General features: G+C 63.5%; 18 protein-coding genes and 1 pseudogene. 7 read left to right on the forward strand and 12 right to left on the reverse strand.

What is annotated here, in order from left to right; all coding sequences use genetic code 11:
- The first annotated feature begins 1 nt into the window (after position 1).
- The gene (locus ACSYG9_RS18890; RefSeq protein ID WP_440123959.1) at positions 2-946 is read left to right on the forward strand and encodes a TIGR03619 family F420-dependent LLM class oxidoreductase; all 945 of its coding nucleotides are present in this window, start codon (positions 2-4) and stop codon (positions 944-946) included.
- Positions 947-993: 47 nt separating this feature from the next.
- Here the strand turns inward: ACSYG9_RS18890 and ACSYG9_RS18895 are convergent, their stop codons facing one another.
- Positions 994-1,869 (reverse strand): oxidoreductase, encoded by an 876-nt coding sequence (locus tag ACSYG9_RS18895; protein WP_454839533.1) that lies wholly within the window; start codon positions 1,867-1,869, stop codon positions 994-996.
- 118 nt (positions 1,870-1,987) lie between these two features.
- Between ACSYG9_RS18895 and ACSYG9_RS18900 the strand changes: the two genes are divergently transcribed.
- The gene (locus ACSYG9_RS18900; RefSeq protein WP_454839534.1) at positions 1,988-2,416 is read left to right on the forward strand and encodes a winged helix-turn-helix transcriptional regulator; all 429 of its coding nucleotides are present in this window, start codon (positions 1,988-1,990) and stop codon (positions 2,414-2,416) included.
- A 19-nt stretch (positions 2,417-2,435) separates the two neighbouring features.
- Here ACSYG9_RS18900 and ACSYG9_RS18905 read toward each other — a convergent pair whose 3' ends face one another.
- Positions 2,436-2,909, reverse strand: a complete 474-nt coding sequence (locus ACSYG9_RS18905) for a MarR family winged helix-turn-helix transcriptional regulator (protein WP_454839535.1) — start codon at positions 2,907-2,909, stop codon at positions 2,436-2,438.
- Between the two features lie 94 nt (positions 2,910-3,003).
- On the opposite strand from ACSYG9_RS18905, the gene ACSYG9_RS18910 reads away from it, so the two are divergent.
- The gene (locus ACSYG9_RS18910) at positions 3,004-3,882 is read left to right on the forward strand and encodes an alpha/beta fold hydrolase (RefSeq protein WP_440123963.1); all 879 of its coding nucleotides are present in this window, start codon (positions 3,004-3,006) and stop codon (positions 3,880-3,882) included.
- A gap of 16 nt (positions 3,883-3,898) precedes the next feature.
- Here ACSYG9_RS18910 and ACSYG9_RS18915 read toward each other — a convergent pair whose 3' ends face one another.
- The 4 genes from ACSYG9_RS18915 to ACSYG9_RS18930 form a co-directional block, all read right to left on the reverse strand.
- Positions 3,899-5,494 (reverse strand): alpha/beta fold hydrolase, encoded by a 1,596-nt coding sequence (locus ACSYG9_RS18915; RefSeq protein WP_454839538.1) that lies wholly within the window; start codon positions 5,492-5,494, stop codon positions 3,899-3,901.
- A 33-nt stretch (positions 5,495-5,527) separates the two neighbouring features.
- Positions 5,528-6,256 carry a MerR family transcriptional regulator gene (locus ACSYG9_RS18920; protein WP_454839539.1) on the reverse strand — a complete coding sequence of 243 codons (729 nt, stop codon included), beginning with the start codon at positions 6,254-6,256 and terminating at the stop codon, positions 5,528-5,530.
- A 104-nt stretch (positions 6,257-6,360) separates the two neighbouring features.
- The gene (locus ACSYG9_RS18925; protein ID WP_454839540.1) at positions 6,361-8,286 is read right to left on the reverse strand and encodes a S9 family peptidase; all 1,926 of its coding nucleotides are present in this window, start codon (positions 8,284-8,286) and stop codon (positions 6,361-6,363) included.
- A 59-nt stretch (positions 8,287-8,345) separates the two neighbouring features.
- Entirely contained in the window at positions 8,346-9,833 is a 1,488-nt protein-coding gene (locus ACSYG9_RS18930; RefSeq protein ID WP_454839542.1) for an alpha/beta hydrolase, read from the reverse strand.
- A 139-nt stretch (positions 9,834-9,972) separates the two neighbouring features.
- On the opposite strand from ACSYG9_RS18930, the gene ACSYG9_RS18935 reads away from it, so the two are divergent.
- Positions 9,973-10,578 (forward strand): TetR family transcriptional regulator, encoded by a 606-nt coding sequence (locus tag ACSYG9_RS18935; protein WP_454839543.1) that lies wholly within the window; start codon positions 9,973-9,975, stop codon positions 10,576-10,578.
- A 128-nt stretch (positions 10,579-10,706) separates the two neighbouring features.
- Positions 10,707-11,669 (forward strand): TIGR03557 family F420-dependent LLM class oxidoreductase, encoded by a 963-nt coding sequence (locus tag ACSYG9_RS18940; protein ID WP_440123969.1) that lies wholly within the window; start codon positions 10,707-10,709, stop codon positions 11,667-11,669.
- A gap of 672 nt (positions 11,670-12,341) precedes the next feature.
- Here ACSYG9_RS18940 and ACSYG9_RS18945 read toward each other — a convergent pair.
- The 3 genes from ACSYG9_RS18945 to ACSYG9_RS18955 are packed head-to-tail and all read right to left on the reverse strand — an operon-like array spanning position 12,342 to position 14,782.
- Positions 12,342-13,085 (reverse strand): hypothetical protein, encoded by a 744-nt coding sequence (locus ACSYG9_RS18945; RefSeq protein ID WP_454839544.1) that lies wholly within the window; start codon positions 13,083-13,085, stop codon positions 12,342-12,344.
- A 31-nt stretch (positions 13,086-13,116) separates the two neighbouring features.
- Positions 13,117-13,887, reverse strand: a complete 771-nt coding sequence (locus ACSYG9_RS18950) for a hypothetical protein (RefSeq protein ID WP_454839545.1) — start codon at positions 13,885-13,887, stop codon at positions 13,117-13,119.
- A 1-nt stretch (position 13,888) separates the two neighbouring features.
- Entirely contained in the window at positions 13,889-14,782 is an 894-nt protein-coding gene (locus ACSYG9_RS18955) for a hypothetical protein (RefSeq protein WP_454839546.1), read from the reverse strand.
- A gap of 232 nt (positions 14,783-15,014) precedes the next feature.
- Between ACSYG9_RS18955 and ACSYG9_RS18960 the strand changes: the two are divergent.
- Positions 15,015-15,364, forward strand: a pseudogene (locus ACSYG9_RS18960) (lipase family protein); the annotation flags it as partial.
- A gap of 38 nt (positions 15,365-15,402) precedes the next feature.
- Here ACSYG9_RS18960 and ACSYG9_RS18965 read toward each other — a convergent pair.
- The 3 genes from ACSYG9_RS18965 to ACSYG9_RS18975 all read right to left on the reverse strand — a co-directional run bounded on the left by ACSYG9_RS18965 (position 15,403) and on the right by ACSYG9_RS18975 (position 18,847).
- Positions 15,403-16,002 carry a hypothetical protein gene (locus tag ACSYG9_RS18965; RefSeq protein WP_454839547.1) on the reverse strand — a complete coding sequence of 200 codons (600 nt, stop codon included), beginning with the start codon at positions 16,000-16,002 and terminating at the stop codon, positions 15,403-15,405.
- Between the two features lie 143 nt (positions 16,003-16,145).
- Entirely contained in the window at positions 16,146-18,545 is a 2,400-nt protein-coding gene (locus tag ACSYG9_RS18970) for a TPR repeat region-containing protein (RefSeq protein WP_454839548.1), read from the reverse strand.
- Positions 18,542-18,847, reverse strand: a complete 306-nt coding sequence (locus ACSYG9_RS18975) for a hypothetical protein (protein WP_454839549.1) — start codon at positions 18,845-18,847, stop codon at positions 18,542-18,544. The genes ACSYG9_RS18970 and ACSYG9_RS18975 overlap by 4 nt, the downstream gene beginning before the upstream one ends.
- Positions 18,848-19,000: 153 nt before the next feature.
- On the opposite strand from ACSYG9_RS18975, the gene ACSYG9_RS18980 reads away from it, so the two are divergent.
- A complete protein-coding gene (locus ACSYG9_RS18980; RefSeq protein ID WP_454839551.1) occupies positions 19,001-22,111 on the forward strand; it encodes a DEAD/DEAH box helicase in 3,111 nt (1,036 codons plus the stop codon).
- Positions 22,112-22,167: the final 56 nt, after the last annotated feature.

The following is a 22,167-nucleotide window of genomic DNA, read 5'->3' on the forward strand; positions in this document are numbered from 1 at the left end:
TATGCAGGTCGGACTGAACATCCTCGGAGCCGAGAACCTCTACGGCGGTGCCATCCGCCCGGTACTCGACTTGGCAGCGGGCGCGGACCGCGCCGGAATCGATGTGATATCCACCGGCGACCATCTCGGTTTCAACGCACGCGCTCACGCGGAGCGCAGGCAGACGCACAACTTCCCGTTCCCTCTGGAACACGATTGGTACGAGCCTCTTTCGCTTCTTTCGTCGGTGGCAGCGGTAACCGAGCGGGTACTGCTGAACGTATCGGTGCTGATCGCGACGGTGCGTCCACCGGTGCTGCTGGCAAAGCAGATCGCAACACTCGACGCAATCTCCGGGGGCCGTACCGCAATCGGCATGGGCGTCGGCTGGCAGGAAGCCGAGTACACGGCCACCAACATGCCGTTCGACGCCCGCTTCGGCCGGATGGAAGATACCGTTCGAGCATGCCGCGAGCTCTGGACGAAGGCGCCCGCATCCTTCCAGGGGCGCGACTTCGCTTTCGAGGACTTCCATTCGCTGCCCTTCCCCGCCCAGGTGCGTGTGCCGGTGATCTTCGGATTCGGCCCCAGCAAGCGCAACTTCGACCGGATCGCCCGGGTTGCCGACGGCTGGACCGTGAACCCTGCAGACATGCCGTCGTTCTCGGCCAGCGTGGCACTGCTCCGCGACACGTTCGAAGAGCACGGACGCGATCCGCTTTCGCCGATCGTGCAGGTGTCTGTCTCGCCGCAACGTCGGGATGACGGGACCGTCGACTACGACGCCACCGAAGAGAGGGCCCACGCATTGTGCGACGCCGGTGCCACCCTCGTGGTCGTCCGGCCGACGAGCTTCTGCAGAGAGGCCGACGAAGTATCGCAACTGATCGACTGGGCGGTAGGGCTCAAGACTGAGCGCGCCGACGTCGCAGGGAGCGTCGACAGGCCTGCGGTGGCGACGCACTGACGATGAGTCGCCTGGACTTCGTCCACCGGATTGTGGCTCCGGTCGAACTATCCACCGATGCTGTCGAGCTCGGCTACATCGAGCTCCGAAAGCTCGATGGAAGCGCCGGCCACGTTGTCCCGCAGGTGTTCCACGGACGAGGTCCCCGCTATCAACAGGATGTTCGGTGACCGCTGCAGCAGCCACGCGAGAGCGATACCCATCGGTGAAGCACCTCGACGCGATGCGACGGCCGAAAGGCGGTCGGACTGCAGTGGCGTGAACCCGCCGAGCGGGAAGTACGGCACATAGGCAATACCCTCCTCGGCCAACCGGTCGATGAGTTCGTCGTCGTGTCGATGAGCAAGGTTGTACATGTTCTGCACGCCGACAATCGGCCCGAGTGCCTGCGCCTCCCGGATTTGGGCCGACGTCGCGTTGCTGACGCCGAGGTGACGGATGAGTCCCTGGTCTCTGAGTTCCAGCAGTGTCGAGAACGCCTCCGTGATGGGTTCCTCGACCGGGCCGGAGAAGTCGCCCAGGCGCAGATTCACCAAGTCGAGGGCGGGCACTCCGAGGCCCTCGAGGTTGGCATCGATCTGCCTGCGCAACGCGTCCGGGGTGCGCGCCGGTGGCCAGCCGCCGTCGTCGTCTCGGAGCGCGCCGACCTTCGTTGCAATGAGAAGTGATTCCGGGTACGGATGCAACGCTTCGTGGATGAGGTCATTGGTGACTCTCGGACCGTAGGCGTCGGCGGTGTCGATGTGGGTGATGCCCAGCGAGACCGCCTCACGCAGAACGGCGAGCGCTCCCTCGCGGTCCGCCGGCGGACCCATCACACCCGGGCCGGCCAATTGCATTGCTCCGTAGCCGAACCGGGAGACTGCGTGGTCGCCCAGGTTCCAGGTACCGCCGAGAAGGGAAGAAGTGATACTCATGCGCATTCGCCTTTCGTGAAGTTCTCGTGTCCGGATCGGACTCGTGCAACTATGCTGAAGCCGCTACCCATTGGGAAGTAGTTACCTGAAGGTGCGTAACTACCGAGTGGACGGGAGTCCTGCGATGGTCACCATGACAGCGGCGCAGAAGCGCGAGCGCGCCAAACAGGACTACAACGCGTTCCTCGCGGTGTGCCCCAGTCAGCAACTACTGAGTCGTATTTCCGACAAGTGGGTGACGCTGGTGCTGTCGGCGCTCGGCAGTGGTCCGGACTGCGCGGGTGAGCCCGCCGCGATGCGCTACTCGGAACTCTCCCGGACACTGGCCGGGGTGAGCCCGAAGATGCTGTCGCAGACCTTGCGCAACCTCGAGCAGGACGGGCTGATCTCCCGCACGGCCGTCGCAACCGTGCCGGTGACGGTGTCGTACGAGTTGACGGCTCTCGGCCTGTCGCTTCACGAGACGGTACGGCAGTTGAAATTCTGGGCCGAAGACCACATGGGGGAGATCCTCGAGCATCGCGCCGCAGGCGAGGACGCCGCGAGTATGTAGGTGAACCCGGGTTGCTACCTCAGGATCCGAGTGAATGAAGGGAGGAGATCGCCTGGTGCATGTCGGCCAGGAAGCTACCGATCGTCTGCAATTGCTCGGGGCTGTACGTACCGATGGCGGTTGTTGCGTTCGCGATTACCGGGCCGAAGAACGATTGGCCCAGTTGCATGGCTTCGGGTGTGACGTGGAGGAGGACTTTTCTGCGGTCTCGATCATCTCGCTCGCGGCGCACATGCCCGGACCTTTCCATGCGGTCGATCAACGCGGTCACCGACGCCGAGTTGAGGTGAAGCTGTTCTCGCAACCACGTGGGCGTCGCCTCGAGGTTGTTACGTTCTGCGTCGAGAAGGCAGATCAGTGCCCGAAGATCGGTGGCGTGCAGTCCGTGCGTACGAGCGAATTCCGCCCCGAGCAGATGTAGATCGACAACCAATGCGCGTAGTCGATGCACGGTCTCCAGTGCGTCCTCGGCAGGCTTGCGCTCGGGGTTCATCGCAGTACCTCGTGATCGACAACGTTTCTCCGACAATCTACTATCTCGATTACCAAAGTATCTCGATGCATCGAGTTAATTTTGAGGAGTTCGGATGCAACCGCTGTCGACCGCCGATTTCGCCTCCACAACCCGAGGTGACGCCTTCTACCGCGCCTACGATCGTGTTCTCGGGAAGTGGCCGGTCGAGGTCACCAGCGTCGATCTCGTGTCGGAATACGGGACCACCCGGGTGAACACGTGCGGACCCCCCGACGCGCCACCGATCGTACTTCTGCCAGGAGCGGGGGCGACGTCCACCGTGTGGTTCGCGAACGTCGCCGCCCTGGCAGATCACTACCGGGTCTACGCGGTGGATCTGCTCGGTGATCCCGGACGAAGCGTCGCCGATGGCAAACCCGTTCGGTGTGTCGACGACCTGATGTCCTGGTTCGGTACTGTCACCGCGGCCGCGGGACTGAGCGACTTCGGTCTTGTCGGCCACTCGTACGGCGCGATGATCGCCCTCGCCTACGCACTACGCGAACCGGGGAGAGTGCGGCACCTGGCGTTGCTCGATCCCAATTCGTGCTTCGCCGGCATGCGGGCCCCTTACCTTGCCCACGCTGTACCGGTGTTGTTACGTCCCAGCGACAAACGCGAACGTGACTTCATCCGTTGGGAGACTCGAGGACACGACCTCGACGACGACTGGCTCGACCTCCTCGCCAAGGGAGCCGCGGACTTCCCGTCGTCGAAGACCGTTGTTCCCAAGCGGCCCAAGGTAAGAGCGCTCGAGGAACTGGCCGTAGAGACGACGGTGATCCTTGCGGCCGACAGCAGAGTCCACGACAGTCGGCGGTTGGCCACGCGGATCGGCGCGTTTCGACGGATGCGTTCGATCCTCATCGAGGGAGCGACCCATCACACCGTGCCGATGAGCCCCGCAGCACAGGTGAACGATGCACTGATCGAGGCGCTGTCTGTGCGGTAACCGTGGCGGATGCCCCTCACAGGCTGCAGCGGGAGTCTTCCGGCGGGGACTTCAGATCGACCAGGTAGTCGGCGACGATGGCATCGACACAGTCGTTGGTGCCGTCGAATGCAATGGTGTGCTGTTTTCCGTCGACGGTGAGAAGGCTCCCGCCCAGGGTGTCGGCGAGGCTCGCCCCCGCGTCGTACGGTGTGGCCGGGTCGCCGGTGATCGAAATGGTCAGCGTGTCGGCCAGCCCGTCGATGTCGGTGGCATACGGGTAGCTCAATGTGGGCTCTGCAGGCCAGGATTCACAGGGATCGCGCGCGCCGTCGGTGCCCAGCCCGGCGTCGGTGAACGGTGCGATCTCCTGGATCCGGCGCTTGAGCTCAATTTCCTGCTCCGGAGTGTTGCGTTGTTCGTCCATGCAGTTGATCGCGAAGTTCGCTTCGGAGTAGTTCGGGTACACACCGTCCTCACCGCGGCTTCCGAATGCGTCGGTGATGCGCACGAGTGTCTCGGGTTTTCCCGCGCGCAGTTCGCCGATTCCCTTGGTGATGGCCGGCCACGCCCGCGAGTCGTACAGCCCGGCAATCACAGCGCTGTAGGCGGCGTCGAAATCCATCCGGCGCCCTTCGGCGGTGATGATCGGATTCTCGATGAGGGGGCGTGTGATGCTGTGGAACACGTCGACGGCACGGCCCGGATCGGTGCCCAGCGGGCAGTCCGGAGCTTTGGCGCAGTCCGTTGCCATAGCGTCGAAAGACTGCTGGAACGCCGCGAATTGAGTGAGGCGGCGTTCGGCAGTTCCCAGGTGCGGATCGGCGGCACCGTCGAGGACCATCGCCCGCACGTTGGTGGGGTACATCTCGGCATACACCGCGCCGAGCCTCGTGCCGTAGCTGCGTCCGAGGTAGCTGAGCTTGTCGTCGCCGAGTGCGGCGCGCAGGATGTCCATGTCGCGTGCCGCGTCGCGGGTGCCCACAGCGGACAGCACTTCGTCGCCGCCGGATCGTTGCGAGCATTGTTCCACGAGCGCTCGGGTGTCGCTTTCGGTCCACGAACCGGAGCCGGTAAGCACGGTCGTCACGGCTTCGCCCGCGTCGATCTCGGCGTCGGTGAAGCAGTCGATGTCCGGTGTCGAGGCTCCGACGCCGCGCGGGTCGAACCCGATCAGGTCGAAGTTCGCGGTGAGCGGGCTCTCGCCCAGTGTGGTGGCGCCAACCGCGGCCATGCTCATGCCTGCCCCTCCAGGACCGCCGGGGTTGAGCACCAGCGACCCCATCGGTTCGCCTCGCGCAGGTGATTGGAGCAGGGCGATCTGCGCTGTGTCTCCGCCGGGATTGTAGTAGTCGAGCGGCACTTCGAGGCGCGCGCAGCGGAACTCGGGGTCGCTGGTGAAAGTGGCCTGGTCGGCGGCGGTCGTGGCGTAACCATCGCACGAGCCGAATGTCAGGTCCTGGTCGTAGAAGCGTTGCAACTCTGCCGATGGCTCCGGCTCGGGTTGCTGGGCCTGCGGTGTCGTTGACGCGGAACTACACGCGCCGAGAGCGATGAGGATCGACCCCGCAACGGCTGTCGCAGCGGTGTGTCGCGGCAGGGACAGCGCGCCACGATATCGAGGTCCGAACATGGGAAACCGAACTCCTCTCGGGAGGGTGTCGCATCAGTCGTGAGTGCTCTCGTCTGTGTGGAGGGCCAGTGCCACTGTGCGCAGGACGTCGAGCTGTGCAGGGTTGTAGAGCTCTGACATCACGGCCCCGACCTTGCGCGCAGTTGCTTGATCCTCTGCAGCTGCGATGTCGAAGGCGTCGGGATACTTCTCGGTCAGAGCTTCGACTTCCGGGAGCATTCGTCGGGCCAGGTCTGCTCGTGTTTGCTCGTCGGTGTCGGCTGGCAAGGCGTCGAATTCTGCGGACGTCGGTGTGGCGGGGCTACGCAACAGCTCGCCGTACGCATCGAGGGCGGACGGGCTGAGCACTCTTGTCAGGTAGGTCGCGAATGACCGGTCGGCGTCGGAAAGATCGTCGGCATTGGCTGCGAGGGCCAGTTCAGGTGGTAGATCAGGTCTTGCGGAGTGCCGCAGGATGAGCCTCAACTCCAACCGTGCCCGCTGGAGCCGATCGATGGTGGCTGCCAGTTCGGCATCCAATGCCTGCAACGACTGCTCGGGATGCGCGATGTCCTCACCCATGGCGGCAACCTGCGCGAGCGAGAAGCCGAGTGCGGTAAGGCGTTTGATCTGCAACAGGCGCACGAGATGTGCGACGCCGTACTGCTTGTAGCCGTTGGATGCCCGCGGGGGCTGATCGAGCAGGCCGATGTCGTGATAGTGACGTACCGACTTCACCGTCGTACCCGCGAGCTCGGAGAGTTCGCGAGTGCTCCAGCCCATGTCGTCTCCTGCGTCTCGGTGTCTGTTGTGAACAGTGTCAACCCTGCCCCAGGGGCATGGTCAAGAGCGTCGGTCTTGCAATTTCTGTTGCGGTCGCCGCGGTGTCACTGTGACGTGCCGCGTCGGCCACCGAGGTGCTCGGCGAAGTGACGTTCCACGGCGTGGTAGAGCCGGAGTCGGTTCTCGGGGTTCGCGAAGCCGTGTCCCTCATCCGCGGCCAGGAGGTACTCGACCGAGATACCGCGATCGCGCAGGGACTCGACGATGTTGTCGGATTCGGCTTGGACGACGCGGGCGTCGTTCGCGCCCTGAGCTACCAACAAAGGGGTGCAGATTTTTTCGATCATGTTGATGGGCGACCGTGCGGCCATGTCTGCGGCTTGGGTGGGGTCGTCGGGATTGCCGACGTAGCGGTACCAGTTGTTGGCGGCACGGGCCCGTGCAAATGGGGGCACCGAGCGCAGGAAGTTCGCGAGATCGGAGATTCCCACGTAATCGACGGCCGCGGCGAAATGGCCGGGAGTGACCGTGACACCGACGAGCGCTGCATAGCCGCCGTAGGAGCCGCCGAAGATGCCGAGGCGGTTCGGGTCGGCGTAACCCTGGGCGACGGCCCAGTCGGTGGCGTCGATGAGATCGTGGTGCATCGCTCCGGCGAATTCGCCGATGGCGCTCGTGACGTGTCGGCGCCCATAGCCTGTCGAACCCCGGAAGTTGACCTGCAGGACGGCGTAGCCCCGGTTGGCCAGTAGTTGCGCCTCCGGGCTGTATCCCCAGCTGTCGTGCGCCCACGGCCCGCCGTGGACCAACAAGACGGTCGGTAGATTCCGTGACTCCATCCCGACCGGAAGTGTCAGGAATGCGTGCAGAGGCAACCCATCTCGGGCGGGGAACTCGACAGCGTCCATCGGGGCCAGTGTGGCCGGGTCCAGGTGCGGAAAAGGCCGGAACAGCTCTCGGCTCTCCCCGCTGCTGTGGTCGTAGAGCCAGGTGACCGCCGGCTCCCGGTCGTGGACGAACGTTGCGACCCAGCGCTGCTCGGCTTCATCCGACGACAGCGTTCCCAATACGCCGTCGGAGAGTGAGTCCAGCCGGGCAAAGACCTCGGCATAGCGGGGATCGACGATCTCGATACGGGGTCTGTCCCCGACGAACCGGGCGGCGATCACCTCACCGGTGCGGCGGCTGGTGAACACTGTCGGCGGTAGTACGCCGGGGGCGTGCAATTCCATGGTGCACAGACTGTGCCCATCCACTGCGCAGACCACGGTCTCCTCACCGGTGTCGCGGTCGATGCGCACGAGCCGCAGGTCATCGGAGTCCTGGTAGCTGCCGATCACCAGTCCCGACCCGTCCGGTGTGACGATCTGCGGGTAGATGCCCAGCGGATACTCGCCTCCGCCGAGACGGCGTAGGAGACGCCGGTCGCCGGTGTTCGGATCCACGCTGGAGATCTCGAGGGTGCCGTCCTCGGTCTCGAACGTCTGGAAGGCTGCGGACCCGTTGCGGTCGAGCAGGACGGCACTGCCTGGGTCGGATTGTTCTTGGTGCAAGTCGACTTCGCCGGTAGCGACGTCGACACGGAAGGTGTCCACGAACATCGGCCGCTCGTTCATCCACACCAGCACACTGCCCGGTGAGGCTCGCATCGGTTCGACACCGAACACCCGCGAGCCGGGCGCCATCGGGGTCAGATCGACCGCCGGTGTATCCGGGGCGTCCAGGTCCACGCGGTACAGGTGCCAGTCCTCGTTACCGTCGGTGTCCTGCAGGTAGAGCAACCAACGGGAGTCTTCGGTCCAGTGGAACATCGAGATGCCGCGCCTGCTGTCGTGCGTGACGCAGACCGCGTCGTCGTGATTCTCGTGAATGCCGCGCACCCACACGTTGCGCCGCCCGTACTTCGGCGCCAAGTAGGCCAGCCTGGTTCCGTCGGGCGAAATGGAGGGGCTGGAGAAGTGTGGATCGGCGAAGAAGTCTTCGATTTCGATCAGTGCGGGCAGAGAACTGTTGGTCATTGCGATAGGCATTCGCACTCCAATCGGTGGGGTCACTCCTCACTACGAAACACCGTGCCCCTGCGGCATGGTCAACCCGCGGGGCAGGCAGTGTCCTGTTCTGGCAACATGCCCTCGACCAGAAAGTCGGTGATGATGCTCTGAGCGCAGGGATTGTTGCCGAGGGCGTAGACACCGTGTCCGCTTCCGTCGACGGTCAGCAGCCGTGACCGCTCGCCGAACTTGTCGTCGAGCAACTCACCTCCCCGCAGTGGCGTCACGGGGTCGCGCCGGTTCTGCGCGATCAGGACATTGGTCGGGCCGTCGTCGTCGATCGCCACGGGAGGCTCGGCCGGTGTGTCCTGCCAGAACGCGCACGGCATGATGTTCGCGGCGGCAGCACCGAAGAGCGGATACGTCTCGCGGTCGTCGTCCACTGCCCGCCGGTAGGTATCGGCATCGTCGGGCCATTCGACGTCGTTGCACGTCACCGCGAGGAATACCGACCAGCTGTTGTCTGCGGGCGACGGCCCACTGCCGGCCGCCGGCTCGTCTGCGGGTGCTGCATTGCCGGAGTTCAGGAGTATCTTCCAGGTTTGTGCTGCCGTCTCGTAGGAGGCCGGGTTGTACAGCGTCACGAAAGTCGCCAATCGAAACGCGCGACCGTTGATTCCGTCCATCGGAGTTCGGTCGAGACGTTCCGCGATCGTGAAGTAGGTGCTATGCACCTGCTGTGCTGTCTCACCCAGGCCGTACTGACCGTGCCGTTCGGCAAGCCATTTCGCGAAGTCCGGGAAGGTCTCCTCCATGCCGCGCGCGTATCTGCGCAATCCGTCGTGATCGAGATGGGTGTCGCCGATGTTGCTGTCGAGAACAACTCGATCCGAAGTGTCCGGGAACATCGAGGCATATGCGGCACCGAGTGCGGATCCGTAGGAGTATCCGAGGAAGCTTGCCTTCTCCTCGCCGAGTGCTTCCCGGATCCGATCCAGGTCGCGGGCCATGTTCGCCGTGGTGATGTGGGGTAGTCGCCCGTCGTCGTTGGCGTCGCATCGGCGGGCGACTTCCTCTGCGGTGGTGGCTTGTTCGGTGAACGCTGCCTCGTCGAAGGCGTAGGGCGGGACCGCACCGTAGTACTCCAGGTCGTCGGTGAATCCGCAACTCACGGGCGACGAGTGCCCGACACCGCGGGTGTCCATGCCGATCAGGTCGTAGGTATCCAGGACGCTCGGCGGTATACCCTGCGATACAAGGAAGTTGGGCTGATCCAGACCGGTCCCGCCTGGGCCGCCCGGGTTCAGCAGCAACACACCGTGTCGGGTGTCCGGGTTATCTGCAGACAGCCGAGAGATCGTAATATCGATCTGTGTTCCCTCTGGGTCGCCGTAGTCCAGTGGCACGGGCACGGTGGCGCACTGCAATTGGGGCGGACCGTCTTCGGGCTTCTCCACTCCGTCGGGGCACGGACTCCATTGCAGTTCGGTTTCCGGCGCGGCGTTCGTCTGTGCCGGTGTGTGTGCGCAGCCGGCGACGAGCAGACCCATCAGTGCAATTGCGATGGTCGGGGCGCGAGACTTCATGTTTTCCTTCCAGAACGCACAGGTCGAATCGTCTTCTCCACCCGGATGGCGGCAACCAGCACGCTGTACTATCTACGGGATGGTTCGACACTAGCACAGTGTGCTAGTGCGGCGTGCTAGTAGCGGAAGGGCGGAGGAGATGGAACGCAAGCAGAGCGGTCTCGACACGAAAGCCAGGATCATCATCGCGGCGTGCGAGATGATCGACGAGGATCCGGCGTCGACGCTGAGTGTGCGGGCGGTGGCGGCACGGGCCCGGGTGAGCATGGGGTCGCTGCGTCATCACTTTCCGACGCAGCGTGCGTTACGTGACGCAGTGCTGGAAACGATCTACGACGTGGTCACACCCGACAACGAGATCATCCACGACCGGTCGATACCGGCCCGCGACCGGTTGGTGCAGTGTCTGCGGCAGGTGCTCGCGGTGGAAGTCGGCGAACAGGCGAGGCAGGCCTGGATCAAACTCTTCGATGCATTCGTCGTCCCCGAACCTACCGACGACATCCGAACTGCATACCTGGCAATGACAAGTGAAGGCCAGCGCAGGGTGGAGCATTGGCTCACGCTTCTCGCCAAAGAAGGCGCACTGCCCGAAGGCGACATCGTTGCGCATTCAAGATTTCTCAACACCGTGCTCAACGGACTCTCGATCGAGCGAGCATTGCCCGCCGACCACTCCGTTGTCGAACGAGAAATCGAGATCCTCTACATCGCCGTCGACTCGATCCTCGGCACCTCCGCCTGATTTTCCGGGACTTTCCCGCATGTCCACCGGGCGGTGGTTCAAGAGTCGGCCTCAGCGGGTAGCCCCACCGCAACGACAGTCATGCGCGGTAGACCCGCGCGCGGGCGGCAGAGTGGATGGAGACCCCTGTGAGAATCGGATACAAGCTCTTCGCGGAGGCATACTCACCGAACGAACTGGTTCGCCAGGCGGTGCGCGCCGAGGAAGCGGGCTTCGATTTCGTCGAGATCAGCGACCACTACCATCCTTGGTTGCACGATCAGGGCCATTCGGCCTTCGCCTGGTCCGTACTCGCCGCAATCGCCGCGAAAACAACGAACCTCGTCCTCGCCACCGGCGTGACCTGCCCGTTCATTCGCTACCATCCGGCCATCATCGCGCAAGCCGCAGCTACGACGGCCCTGCTCTCCGACAACAGATTCGTGCTCGGTCTCGGCACCGGCGAGCGTCTCAACGAACACGTCGTGGGCCGCGGATGGCCTCCCGCCTCCACCCGCACAGAGATGCTCCGCGAGTCGATCGAGGTCATTCGATTGCTGTGGAGCGGTGGCTACCACAGCTACAACGGGCAGCACATCCAACTCGAAGACGCACGGGTGTTCGACCTGCCCGACGAGTTGCCGCCGATCGTGGTCGCGGGGTCGGGTGGCCCGGCTGTACGAATGGCAGCCGAACTGGGCGATGGGCTGTTCACCACCGACGCAGACCCCGATCTGATCGCCAAGTACGAAGAAGCAGGCGGCACCGGACCGCGTTACGCAGAGGTGTCGTTGTCGTGGGCGCCGACGGAAGCGGCGGCGCTGACGTCCGCGCACACACTCTTCCGCTTCTCGGCAACAGGATGGAAGGTCCAGGCAGAGCTACCGAATCCGGTCAACTTCGAGGCAGCCGCATCCGTCGTCCGTGAATCGGACATTGCCGAGAGCTTTGCGTACGGCCCCGACGCGGGACGTCACCTGGAGCAGATCCGCAAGTATGCGGATGCCGGGTTCGACCACTTGGCGCTCGTCAATGCCGGGCCGGACGTCGACGGATTCTTCCGCTTCTATGCGGAGGAGCTCAAATCGTCGCTGGATGCCGACATCACGTAGCGAAGCTGCGCCGTACCCGCTGAAAACTCGCCGTCGACGGTGGCGTGACCATGCATGCCGACGTCTACCTGTCCAGGGGCGGTGAGAAGTCCTGCGGTCGCCTCATTCGCGGTGTACATCACCGAATTCCATGCCGCGGGGACTGCCGACCGGATCGAACGAATCAGCTCGTCCCCGGTGTTCACCGACCGCCTCTGACCGATCACAGATCGGGTTGGTTCAACAGCGGTATGCGCGGTCGAACCAACCAAGTCTGCGTCTCGAGGGCTGGGGGGTCTACCAGCGGAGTTCTCCGTCTCCGTCCTGAAGCGTTCCCGTCCACCGCTGCGTCCAATGGTCGACGTCATATCGGTACTTGTGATGCCGGGTTTCAGCGCGCTGAACTGAGGGTCGGCTCGGCCTTGGTGTACTTGACCATGAGCATTGTCGCGGCCGACTTGTATGTGCAGGCGACATCCTTGTAACCGGGATAGAGGGTGGCAGGGCCGGAGGTGCGACATGATCTTCGCGTCGGCTTCGAGCGCCGCGAAGCGGTCAGGTTCCGGTGGAAGCGGTGGAGCGGTCTCGGGGGCACACGCCCCCATGACCGCGGCAAGTGTTGCGATGCCAGCGACCCAGATGAGCATCTGGGTCGAATTATTCACTGCGAGAGACGGTCCGGAGATGATCATGCTACTCGCTGTCGTCGACGACAGTAGGCCACCCGGGGTAGAACGGTTCGACGACGGGTGCTGTGGCGAGTTGTTCTGTTATAGGGGTGTCCCGGTTGTATCCCGGCATGCTTGTTCTGCAGATGCGCCACGGATCGTTCTCGCCAATCCGTTTGTCGGTGAAGCGTTCGACTTCCCAGCCGTCGAAGATGTTCCAGGTGGGATACGGCAGGCGATGCTCGTAATCGAGAGTGGGGCGACTTTCAATCGCCTCATCACTCTGCTGGATCCGCAGGGATGAGGAGAAGCGCGTTTCCATGCGTATCCAGCCGATGTCGGTCGGCATGGCAGTTCGCATGTAGACGTCGCAGACGTGGACTTCTGTGGCTGGTCGGCCTAAGTGGCTAGTGGATTCTATTTGAAGGATGTGGTGGTCGATTGTGCCGGTTCGTGGTGTCGGCGGTGATTCTTGGACATGATCGACGTGGTTGAAGCCAGGGTAGAGGGTGGCTGGGTCGGCGGTGCGGTCGTAGTTGTTTTCGCTTTCGATGTAGCCTCGGGCCACTTGGATCTCCGGTGAGTCAAGGTCGATGCCCTCGGGTGCCGTCCAGCGGTGCGACATGACTTGTGCGTCGGCTTCGAGCGCGGCAAACGGGTCAGGCTCAAGCGGAGGTAGCGGAGTCGCTGCCGGTGCGCACGCCGCGATGGCGGCGGTCAGCGTCGCGGGCGCGACGAGCCGGATTGCGATTCGCATCGCATGTTTCACCGTAGTGGCTGTATCGGGTGTGCTCCTGTCCTTACTCATTGTCGTCGGGGAGGGTGGGCCAGCCGGGGTAGAACGGTTCGACGATGGGAGCGGCGGGAAGCGTTTCCTCAAGCGGGGCATCGTAATCGAATCCAGGCGGTCGCGTCATACACACACGCCACGGGTCGTTCTCGCCCATCCGCTTGTCCGTGAACCGTTCGACTTTCCAGCCGTCGAACACGTTCCAGTCCGGATATGAAAGCCTGCGCTCGCTGCCAACCGGAGCAATGGTGTCTTCCGCCGTTCCGGATGGCTGGATACGAAGCGACGAGTAGGACAGTGATTCCAAGCGTGCCCACCCCGTGTCGGTGGGCATGGCAGTTTGCATGTAGACGTCGCAGACATGGACTTCGGTGGCAGGTAGTCCCAGGTGGGTGGTCGATTCAACTTGGAGTATGTGGTGGTCCATGGTGCCGGTTCGTGGTCTCGGGGGCGATTTTTGGGCGTCGGCGATGTCGTTGAATCCCGGGTAGAGGGTGGCGGGGTCGGCGGTGCGGTCGTAATTGCTCTCGCTCTCGATGTAGCCTCGGGCCACTTGTATCTCTGCAGAGTCGAGGTCGATGCCGTTTGGTGCGGTCCAGCGATGGGCCATGATCTTTGCGTCGGCATCGAGTGCGGCGAAGCGGTCAGGTTTCGGTGGAAGCGGTGGAGCGGTCTCGGGGGCACACGCCCCCATGACCGCGGCAAGTGTTGCGATGCCGGCGACCCGGATGAGGATCTGGGTCGAATTCTTCACTGCGAGAAACGGTACGGAGATGATCATGCTACTTGCTGTCCTCGACGACAGTAGGCCACCCGGGGTAGAACGGTTCGACGACGGGGGCGGCGGGAAGGTTCTCTTCTTGGGGTGTTTCCGGGGTATAACCCGGCATATTCTCATCACAATCGGTCCGCGGACCGCTCTCACCGATGCGGCCGTCGATGAATCGTTCAATTTCGAGGCCTTCGAAGACATTCCACGTCGGATATGGAAGTCGATGTCCGTAGTCGAGTATTGGAGTGGCGGTCGGGGTGTCGGTGGATAGTCGTACTCGAAGGGGTGTGTACCGCTTTGTCGCCACACGGATCCACCCGTGTCTTGTGGATATTGCGGTGTGCATGTAGTCGCTGCACACGAATATCTCGGTTACGGGTTCGCCCATGTGGATGGCGGGTTCGACCAGGAGTATGTGGTGGTAGATCGTCCCGTACTGTGGCGTCGCAACGCCTTCCGGCGGAGTTTGGACGTCCCAATATCCGGGATGGACAGCGGCCGGATCAGCGGTGTGTTCGTAGGTGCTTTCGCTTTCGATGTAGGAACGGACCGCTCGTAGTTCTCGTGAGTCAAGAGAAAAACTGTCGGGCGCAATCCAGCGATGCGACATCAACTTTGCATCCGCATCGAGTGCAGCGAAGGAGACAGGCTCAGGAGGCGGTGACGCTGGCAGCGGGTCTGAACCTGCGCATGCTCCTAAGGCGATGGCTAGCGTCGCGGTGACGATCAAGTTGATGAGCTTCCGAACGGATGGGGTCTTCATCGTGGAGTGCTCGTCTCCCTTGTCGTGGGTGCGAGTCCTCATCGGTGAGGTGTCGATCTCGCAGAGCTCTTCGGCGTGCAGATCGAACTGGCGTGAGACCGACCTGATTTGTGGCAGGTCGGCTTCGAGCGTATCGGTCATCCCCGTGATCCCCCATCGATCGGTCCCCTCGTCCGATCGGCTCACAGGTTAGCGCCTCGGCTGGTGTCCGCCAATTTGACGGTAGGTGGCGTTGGTTGTCGGCACCCTGCGCTAGGCCGATGCTGGTCTGCCAATCCGACGGCAGCACCGTGCGGGATGCGCAGAAAACTGTGTGGCGTCCGGCGGATCGATGAGCTCCGCCGAAATATTCGTTCACTATTGTTGGCAACAGCAGGTGCTGTATCGGACGACCGACCAGTTCGATCGCCCGAGCACGACGGTCCTGCGTCCGCTGCTGCCCGGTCCGGCAAAGCTGATTTCGTATCACATGGCGTACGACGCGCTCGGGTCCGAATGCGATCCGTCGTACACCCTCACCGGGAGCGACACCTACAGTCAGGCGGGCACGTTGGAACAGGCCGTGATCATGGGCTACCGGGCTACCGGGCTACCGGGCTTCCGGGCTTCCGGGCTTCCGGATTCACGGTCGTCGTCCCGGACTACGAGGGTCCCGACCTCGAGTGGGCCATCGGACGGCAGTCTGCGTATGCGGCACTCGACGGTGTGCGTGCCGCGGAGTCGGTGTGAACCGTCTTGGGACGGTCATATAGCCCATGTTCCTATTCCTCGTCGTCGGCGAGGGTCGGCCAGCCAGGGTAGAACGGTTCGACGACCGGCGAATCCAGGAGCTCTTCGTGTCGGGGCGTGTCCTGGTTGACGCCGGGGATGCCCCACATGCAGGTGTTCCAGGGGGCATCGTTGCCCTTCCACTCAGGAAGAATCGTTTCAACCTCCCAGCCGCTGAAGACATCCCAGGTAGGGTACGGAAGGTAGTGTTCATAGTCGAACAGCCCAGTGTCGTCACGTGGTGGTTCGGTGCGTCGGATCTGGAGTGCTCGGTACGCCAGCGATTTCGTACGCACCCACCCGGTATCGGAGGGCTTGGCAGTCCGCATGAAATCCTGACATACGTGCACAACGTCGACATTGTTGCCACGGTCATCGGTGGAGGGAGTGATGCTGAGGACGTGTATGTAGGTGGTCCCGGTGAGAGGTAGCGACTGTGAGGTCTCCTCGATCAACCTGGCGAAACCCGGATAGGTGACATCAAGATCAGCCGTACGAATGTAGTTCTCGCGGCTTTCGAAATAAGCACGTGCTACCCGCATCTCGGGAGAGCCAAGATCGATGTCGGGTGGGGCAATCCAGTGGTACGTCATGATCGTGGCATCGGCGTTCAGCTTCGCGAATTGGTCGGATTCAGCCGGATAGGGAGGGGAGGACTGAGGTGCGCATGCGAAGGTGACAACTGCGCAGATCGACACTGCAAATAGTCGGACAAATGCGTGGGGTTGGGTAAGTCTCATCGTGGAGACTCCAGGTATGTACTGTCTCTGACAGGGCGCGCAATGTAGCCGTATCCGTCGATGTAGTAACTGCGGAACTTGTTGTAATCGATGTCATATGTGTCGAGTGCTTGGTCGATTGCGTCTGTGGCATCGAGGAGTGACGCGCTGCTGGGCGGATAGCGCAGGCCGCCGTCAATCCCGATTATCCCCTCCGCCCGGAGATTTTCCAGGATCCTGGGATCTTGGGGCATCCCGTGCTGCGCGACCGCCTGCTCGAGCAGGTGGTAGGAATTCGCCGCGCCGTACTGACTGAAATCACCCGTGAACGGAGAGCGTTCAGTGGACTCGAAGGCCGGAACAAATGCACCGTGCATCGCAGAACTGTTGATATCCATCAGTAGCCCAACGGTTCCGCTGAGACGAGGGTCCAGTGCGACGAGATTCCGTACGATAGTGTAGTTCGTGTTGTAGGTATCGCTGCGACGTTGCTGTGCATACTCTTCGATACTCTCTCGGTCGTTGAACTTTTCGCCTGCCGCGTTGTAGATGCCAGTATCGACCAGTGCTTGTAGCCGGCCTGCGTATGCGGCAGGACTATTCGACGTACCTTCTATGAATTCACTGGCGAAGTGTCGCCCAAATGTTGTGGAGGCACTACCGAACGTGGTACTGGAATCCGAATCTGTGGCCATGAGCGTGAAAATCCTCTGAGCATGGCCGAACGAGTTGACGGGTTCGAGGCTATCGGCCCTCCAGACGCCAGTATCGTCGGCCCCGACCAACTCCGGGATATACCCGTGCAAGCCATCGGCGAATGCTCGCACCAAGTCGGGATTCACCTCACCGATGCTCGAGGTGTTCTCGCCGTGGACATCCATCAATCGGTCGAAGTTCTCTTCGTGCGAAAGATACTGCGACAGATGGAGTGCGGCGAGTTCCGCGCGGTCGACACGTGCGGTGTCGCCGGCCGCGTGGGCCTCGCCCATCTCGTGGGTCATCCAGTTGGTGAGGCGCCCTGCGGATTCGCCGTCGTCGTCCCAGTCGTGAGTGAACAGCGGTGTGAGAATGTCATCGCGTCGAATATCGCTGCGCCCGTCCCCATTCATGTCTCCGGCAAGCACGCGGGCACTGACGTCGTGGTTGCTGGTGGCGACGTCGAGCATCGATTCTCCGGCGTGGCCGACCGTGATCGGGATAGTGTCGTACGGCCCGGTGCCGGAACCTGTCGCATTGATCACGGATGCTTGTGACGCGGCAGATTCGACGAGTTTCGTGCCGAGTTCGGCGCCGGGAGTGCCGTTCCCCGTGCCGACGAACTCCCAGAATTCGCGACCGCGGATCACCGAGTCGATGTACGCGGCGTCACCCGGATTGGCGAGTGCATTGCGGTGTGCGGCGGCTGCGGCGCCAGGCTCGGACTCGAGCTCGTTGCGGATGTCAGGCGGCAGGGTGTCCATGAATGCGGACAGGGTGGGCGGAACCTGGTAGCCGTCGAGCTGGACCGCGCCCGGTCGGGTTTCGACGAGGTCGCGGACGTCCTGCGGTAGGCGATCCCACCCGCCGCGCTCGTCGTTGACGTCGCGTACGTGTTCGTTCGACAGCGCGAGAATCCCGCTTGCGAGACTGTCGCGGGCGTCGAGCGCTGACGCACTCCCGTCGGCGAGGAGTTGCTGCTGCAGCTCCATGACGCCGGCTGCTCCCGCTTCGCCGTACAGGTTCTCGAGGTAGTCGAACGCGCCTGCGGGAAGAGCGGTGACGACCTTCCCTGCCGAAAGCTCGTCGAGAGAGTGCGGATCGAGTCCGGCTGCGGCGAGGTTCGTTGTGAATCGTGCCAGGTCCTCTGACGTGACCGTGCCGTCGTTGAGCATGGCCCAGTCGTGGGTGGCTTCGTCGGGAGAGAAGGTCGCCGGTGGTGGGGTGACGTCGATGAGGTTCGAGACGATGCCGCCGATGCGGCGCGCAGGGTCGTCATCCAGCTCGCCGATCACACGCAATGCGTCCTGGATCATGCTCCAGTGAGCGGCAGCGTCGGGCTCTCCGTCGTAGACCCCGGTGAAGTCGGGCCCGGCAGCGACACCCCCGTCGCTGACCGTGAAGCCGGCTCGTTCAGCAGCGGCGATTCTGTCGAGAGCCACGCGGGCCGCATGTGCGAGATCCTCGTCGGCTCTGCGGGTGGCGGCAGCGATCTCCCGCAGTTCGTAGGCGATTGTGGTGTCGGACTTGCGTTCGCAGTCCAGGTGATCTGCCGCGGCATCGGCAGCGGTACCGGTCCATGCGGACCAGAGGTCGTTGGTGGATGTGTGGATCGAGTCGCGGGCGTCTTCGAGACGGGTGGCGACCGACTCTGTCGAGATCACCTGCTCGGAAAGCGCGGACCAATTCCATTGACGGACATCGGATACCGACGGAATCATGCGGAGACTGCCCTCGCGAGCTCGTCCCTGAAGTAATTCTCGGTTTGCGAGTAGTCCTCACACACGCGGTTCATGGTGTCGTGCAGCGCCCATGCACGATCGGCGAGAATCAACAGGGCACGTCGGGTGGTTGCCTCGGCGTTGCCGAGCGCGGCGGCGACGGACGAGACCTGCAGGAATCCGCTCGCCGATCGAGCCCTCATCGGTGAGGTGTCGATCTCGCAGAGCCCTTCGGCGTGCAGATCGAGCTGGCGTGAGACCGACCTGATTTGTGGCAGGTCGGCTTCGAGCGTATCGGTCATCCCCGTGATCCCCCATCGATCGGTCCCCTCGTCCGATCGGCCACAGACTAGCGTCTCGGGTGGTGTCCGCCAATTCCTCGGTTGGATCGTCTCGGTGTCGGCACCCTTCGCTAGGGTTCGCAACCGATCTTGAATGCGCAGCGAGGGGGAGCGGTGGACACGGAATATCGTCGGCAGGGCGACGTCATCGAGTTCTGGCGAGCGGTGGAGTTGTTCAGCCCTCAGCAGGTACCGAAGGTCGACAGGTTCGACGCTCTATCGCCAGTCGAGAAGGTGACGCACCGCGATCTCCTGCCGTGGGAACACGGCCACAGGTTGCGCCTACCGCCGGGCCGCGCCGGTTACGAGCGGCAGCACATCGTCTACTTCGGCGTGTATCGCGTCGACCAGGTGTGGTCCGCTGTCGACGAGATCCTCACACCGGGTGACGAGAATTATGATCCGCGCCCCTCGGGGGAGTGCGCGCTGGCCGCCGTCGTCGTCGACAGATACGGCTGTGCCGTTCCCGGATCCGAAGTGCTGTCCGGGCTGGCATGGGCAGCCGGACGTACCCGCGACCCAGGCCCGAGTTCGAGGTCCTGGCTGCACGGGCTGGGCGAAGCCCAGAAACTCCTGGCCGAACTTCTCGACGACGAACAGCACATCAACCCGCGTTGCGGATGCCGACTGCCGCTGGACGCCGAACGGCTCGCCGCGATTCGCCGACGCATCGCCGCGCTGGCGGGAGTGGAAGGCATGATCGACTGTGCCGAGATCCGTGTCCGTTCGGTGGAGATCAAACAGTCCGAGGGTGTCGACGGCACCGACTTTCTCAACAGTTTCATCGCCGCCGATCTGGAGATGGTGGCCGGTCGAGTCGCCGTCGGAGACGTCGGTTCCGGACTTGCGCACTACCTCACCGAGGATGCGGCTCTCGACACGGCGCGGCGCGTCGACGTCAGTGCCGCACCGGCGGCGTCGTTCCTGGCATGCCGACCCGAGGCAATTCCGCCCGGCCGGTGGCCCGGTAAACCCGAGCATCCTTTGGCGCTCGGGCAGCAATTCGCCGTAAACACGATCATGGACGAGCTGCGCAGCAGCGCGGGGATTTTCGCGGTGAACGGCCCGCCGGGGACGGGGAAGTCGACGCTGTTGCGTGATCTCGTCGCCGCGGTCGTCGTCGAACGCGCCGATCGTCTTGCGCATCTCGCGAGCCCGTCCGCTGCGTTCGCCGCGACGCCACACCGCTGGAAAGCCGGAGACTACACGCGGGTGGTGCAACGGTGGACCGACGCATTCCACGGCTTCGAGATCGTGGTGGCATCATCCAACAACGGCGCCGTCGAGAACATCAGCTTCGAGATGCCTGCGACAGACGCCATCGATTCCGACCGGTTCGCGAACGACTACTTCTCAGACATCGCAACGGCGCTGCTGAGCAACGCCGGCAAGGATTCGAAGGCCTGGGGATTGACGGCAGCGCGGCTCGGACGTAAGAGCTACCGCACCGGATTTACGAACACGCTGTGGTTCGACGACAAGGCCACCGGAAGGAAGCCTCCTCGACCAGGGCTTCAGTCGATTATCAAGGAGCTCGAATCGACCGGACCGACCAAATCGTGGCACAACGCCGTCACCGAGTATCGCAGCGCGCGAGACGCTGTCGCCGCGATGATCGATGAACGTCAGTGCGGCTACGAGCAGTATCGTGAACGAGCACACCGCGAGAGCGAACTGCGAGCAGTCCTCGACCAGGTGGCGGCCCATGAGGAAGCACTTCGGTCCGCGGAAGATATCGAGGTGGTGCAACGCGGTGCAGTCGAACGCCTTCGGCAGGGCCGGGCCTCCGTAGAAAACGAACTCGCCGCGCACAACGAGCAGCGTGTCGCGTGGTGGCGGATGGGCCGCAATGTTCGCGAGCAACGTCGGCGCTGGCAGTCTCACCGCATCGGCTTGACGGACGCGCTCGCGTTGTGGGATGCGAAATACACCGACGCGTTCGCGGCCCATCAGCGGACCCTCCAGAACCTGGTCGGTCTGCAGGGCACCCACGATCAACTTGTCCAGCGATCCGACGCTGTTCGGTGCCGTCGAGACGAGCTGGACCGTTCTCTCGACGAGTTGCGCCAGCGATGGGGCCGTGCGATGCCTGGGCCCGAGTGGACCGGCGATCCGGCCCGGGGACTGGCGGCGCCGTGGTCGGACGAGGCACTGAACGAGGCACGGTCGCGACTGTTCGTGGCCGCACTGGACCTGCACAAGGACTTCCTCGCGCAGGTGCCCAAGCAGATGCGCCAGAGCTTGCACGGGGCGATGGACGTCGTCGCCGGAAACGCGCCACCCAACCTGGATCCGGCTGCCGTCGCCGATGCGTGGCGTGCATTGTTCTTCGTCGTACCGCTCGTGTCGACGACGTTCGCTTCCTTCGACCGGGTGTTTCGCGGACTCGGACGTGAAGCCCTCGGCTGGTTGCTCATCGACGAAGCCGGGCAGGCGACACCGCAGAACCCCGTCGGTGCGATCTGGAGGACGCGGCGGACCGTCGTCGTGGGCGATCCGCTGCAACTCGAACCCGTGGTGACCCTGCCGTTCCGCGCGCAGCAGGCGGTGCGGGGTGCGTTCGGTGTGGACGAACGGTGGTTGCCCGGACGGTCGTCGACACAGTCGATCGCCGACCGACTCACTCGCTGGGGAACCACCCTGCCGGGCGACGACGAACCGATCTGGGTGGGGGCGCCGCTGCGGGTGCACCGGCGCTGCGCCGAGCCGATGTTCTCCGTCGTCAACACCATCGCATACGGCGGCACGATGATCCACGGTGGTAATCCCTCCCCGGGCGGTGAACTGCCGCCATCGCAGTGGTACGACGTGACCGGGACGTCGAACGGTCACTTCGTGCAAGCCGAATACGAGCGCCTCGTCGAACTCCTCGAGGATCTGATGCGCAGGAAACTTCCGATGAACGACGTGATCGTGCTCAGTCCGTTCAAGGACGTCGCGCGGCGTCTTGCGGGGCTGCGCTCCCAGTACGACGGGATCACCGCCGGAACCGTGCACACCGCACAGGGACGGGAGGCGAAGGTTGTCGTCCTCATGTTGGGAGGCGACCCGGCTCGTGAAGGCGCGAAACGGTGGGCGTCGTCGAAGCCGAACCTTGCAAACGTTGCCGTGAGCAGGGCGAAGCAGCGCCTCTATGTGATCGGGGATCGTGCGGCGTGGTCGCGGCACCCGCGATTCGATGTGCTTGCACGGGAATTGGGCGGCTCCCCAGCGCGTAGCCGGTGAACCCCCACCAGAACCGAACACACCGCGCGAAGGTGTGGGCCGCGATCCGGGTCCGA

It is taken from the genome of Rhodococcus sp. SJ-2 (assembly GCF_053750035.1).

Bases quoted from the DNA above. Each gene is read 5' to 3' on its own strand.
- ACSYG9_RS18895 (WP_454839533.1), bottom strand. From the start codon at position 1,869: ATGCGCATGAGTATCACTTCTTCCCTTCTCGGCGGTACCTGGAACCTG.
- ACSYG9_RS18900 (WP_454839534.1), top strand. From the start codon at position 1,988: ATGGTCACCATGACAGCGGCGCAGAAGCGCGAGCGCGCCAAACAGGAC.
- ACSYG9_RS18975 (WP_454839549.1), bottom strand. From the start codon at position 18,847: ATGACCGATACGCTCGAAGCCGACCTGCCACAAATCAGGTCGGTCTCA.
- ACSYG9_RS18965 (WP_454839547.1), bottom strand. From the start codon at position 16,002: ATGACGTACCACTGGATTGCCCCACCCGACATCGATCTTGGCTCTCCC.
- ACSYG9_RS18905 (WP_454839535.1), bottom strand. From the start codon at position 2,909: ATGAACCCCGAGCGCAAGCCTGCCGAGGACGCACTGGAGACCGTGCAT.
- ACSYG9_RS18910 (WP_440123963.1), top strand. From the start codon at position 3,004: ATGCAACCGCTGTCGACCGCCGATTTCGCCTCCACAACCCGAGGTGAC.
- ACSYG9_RS18950 (WP_454839545.1), bottom strand. From the start codon at position 13,887: ATGATCATCTCCGTACCGTTTCTCGCAGTGAAGAATTCGACCCAGATC.
- ACSYG9_RS18955 (WP_454839546.1), bottom strand. From the start codon at position 14,782: ATGACCGATACGCTCGAAGCCGACCTGCCACAAATCAGGTCGGTCTCA.
- ACSYG9_RS18915 (WP_454839538.1), bottom strand. From the start codon at position 5,494: ATGTTCGGACCTCGATATCGTGGCGCGCTGTCCCTGCCGCGACACACC.
- ACSYG9_RS18935 (WP_454839543.1), top strand. From the start codon at position 9,973: ATGGAACGCAAGCAGAGCGGTCTCGACACGAAAGCCAGGATCATCATC.
- ACSYG9_RS18920 (WP_454839539.1), bottom strand. From the start codon at position 6,256: ATGGGCTGGAGCACTCGCGAACTCTCCGAGCTCGCGGGTACGACGGTG.
- ACSYG9_RS18930 (WP_454839542.1), bottom strand. From the start codon at position 9,833: ATGAAGTCTCGCGCCCCGACCATCGCAATTGCACTGATGGGTCTGCTC.
- ACSYG9_RS18890 (WP_440123959.1), top strand. From the start codon at position 2: ATGCAGGTCGGACTGAACATCCTCGGAGCCGAGAACCTCTACGGCGGT.
- ACSYG9_RS18970 (WP_454839548.1), bottom strand. From the start codon at position 18,545: ATGATTCCGTCGGTATCCGATGTCCGTCAATGGAATTGGTCCGCGCTT.
- ACSYG9_RS18925 (WP_454839540.1), bottom strand. From the start codon at position 8,286: ATGCCTATCGCAATGACCAACAGTTCTCTGCCCGCACTGATCGAAATC.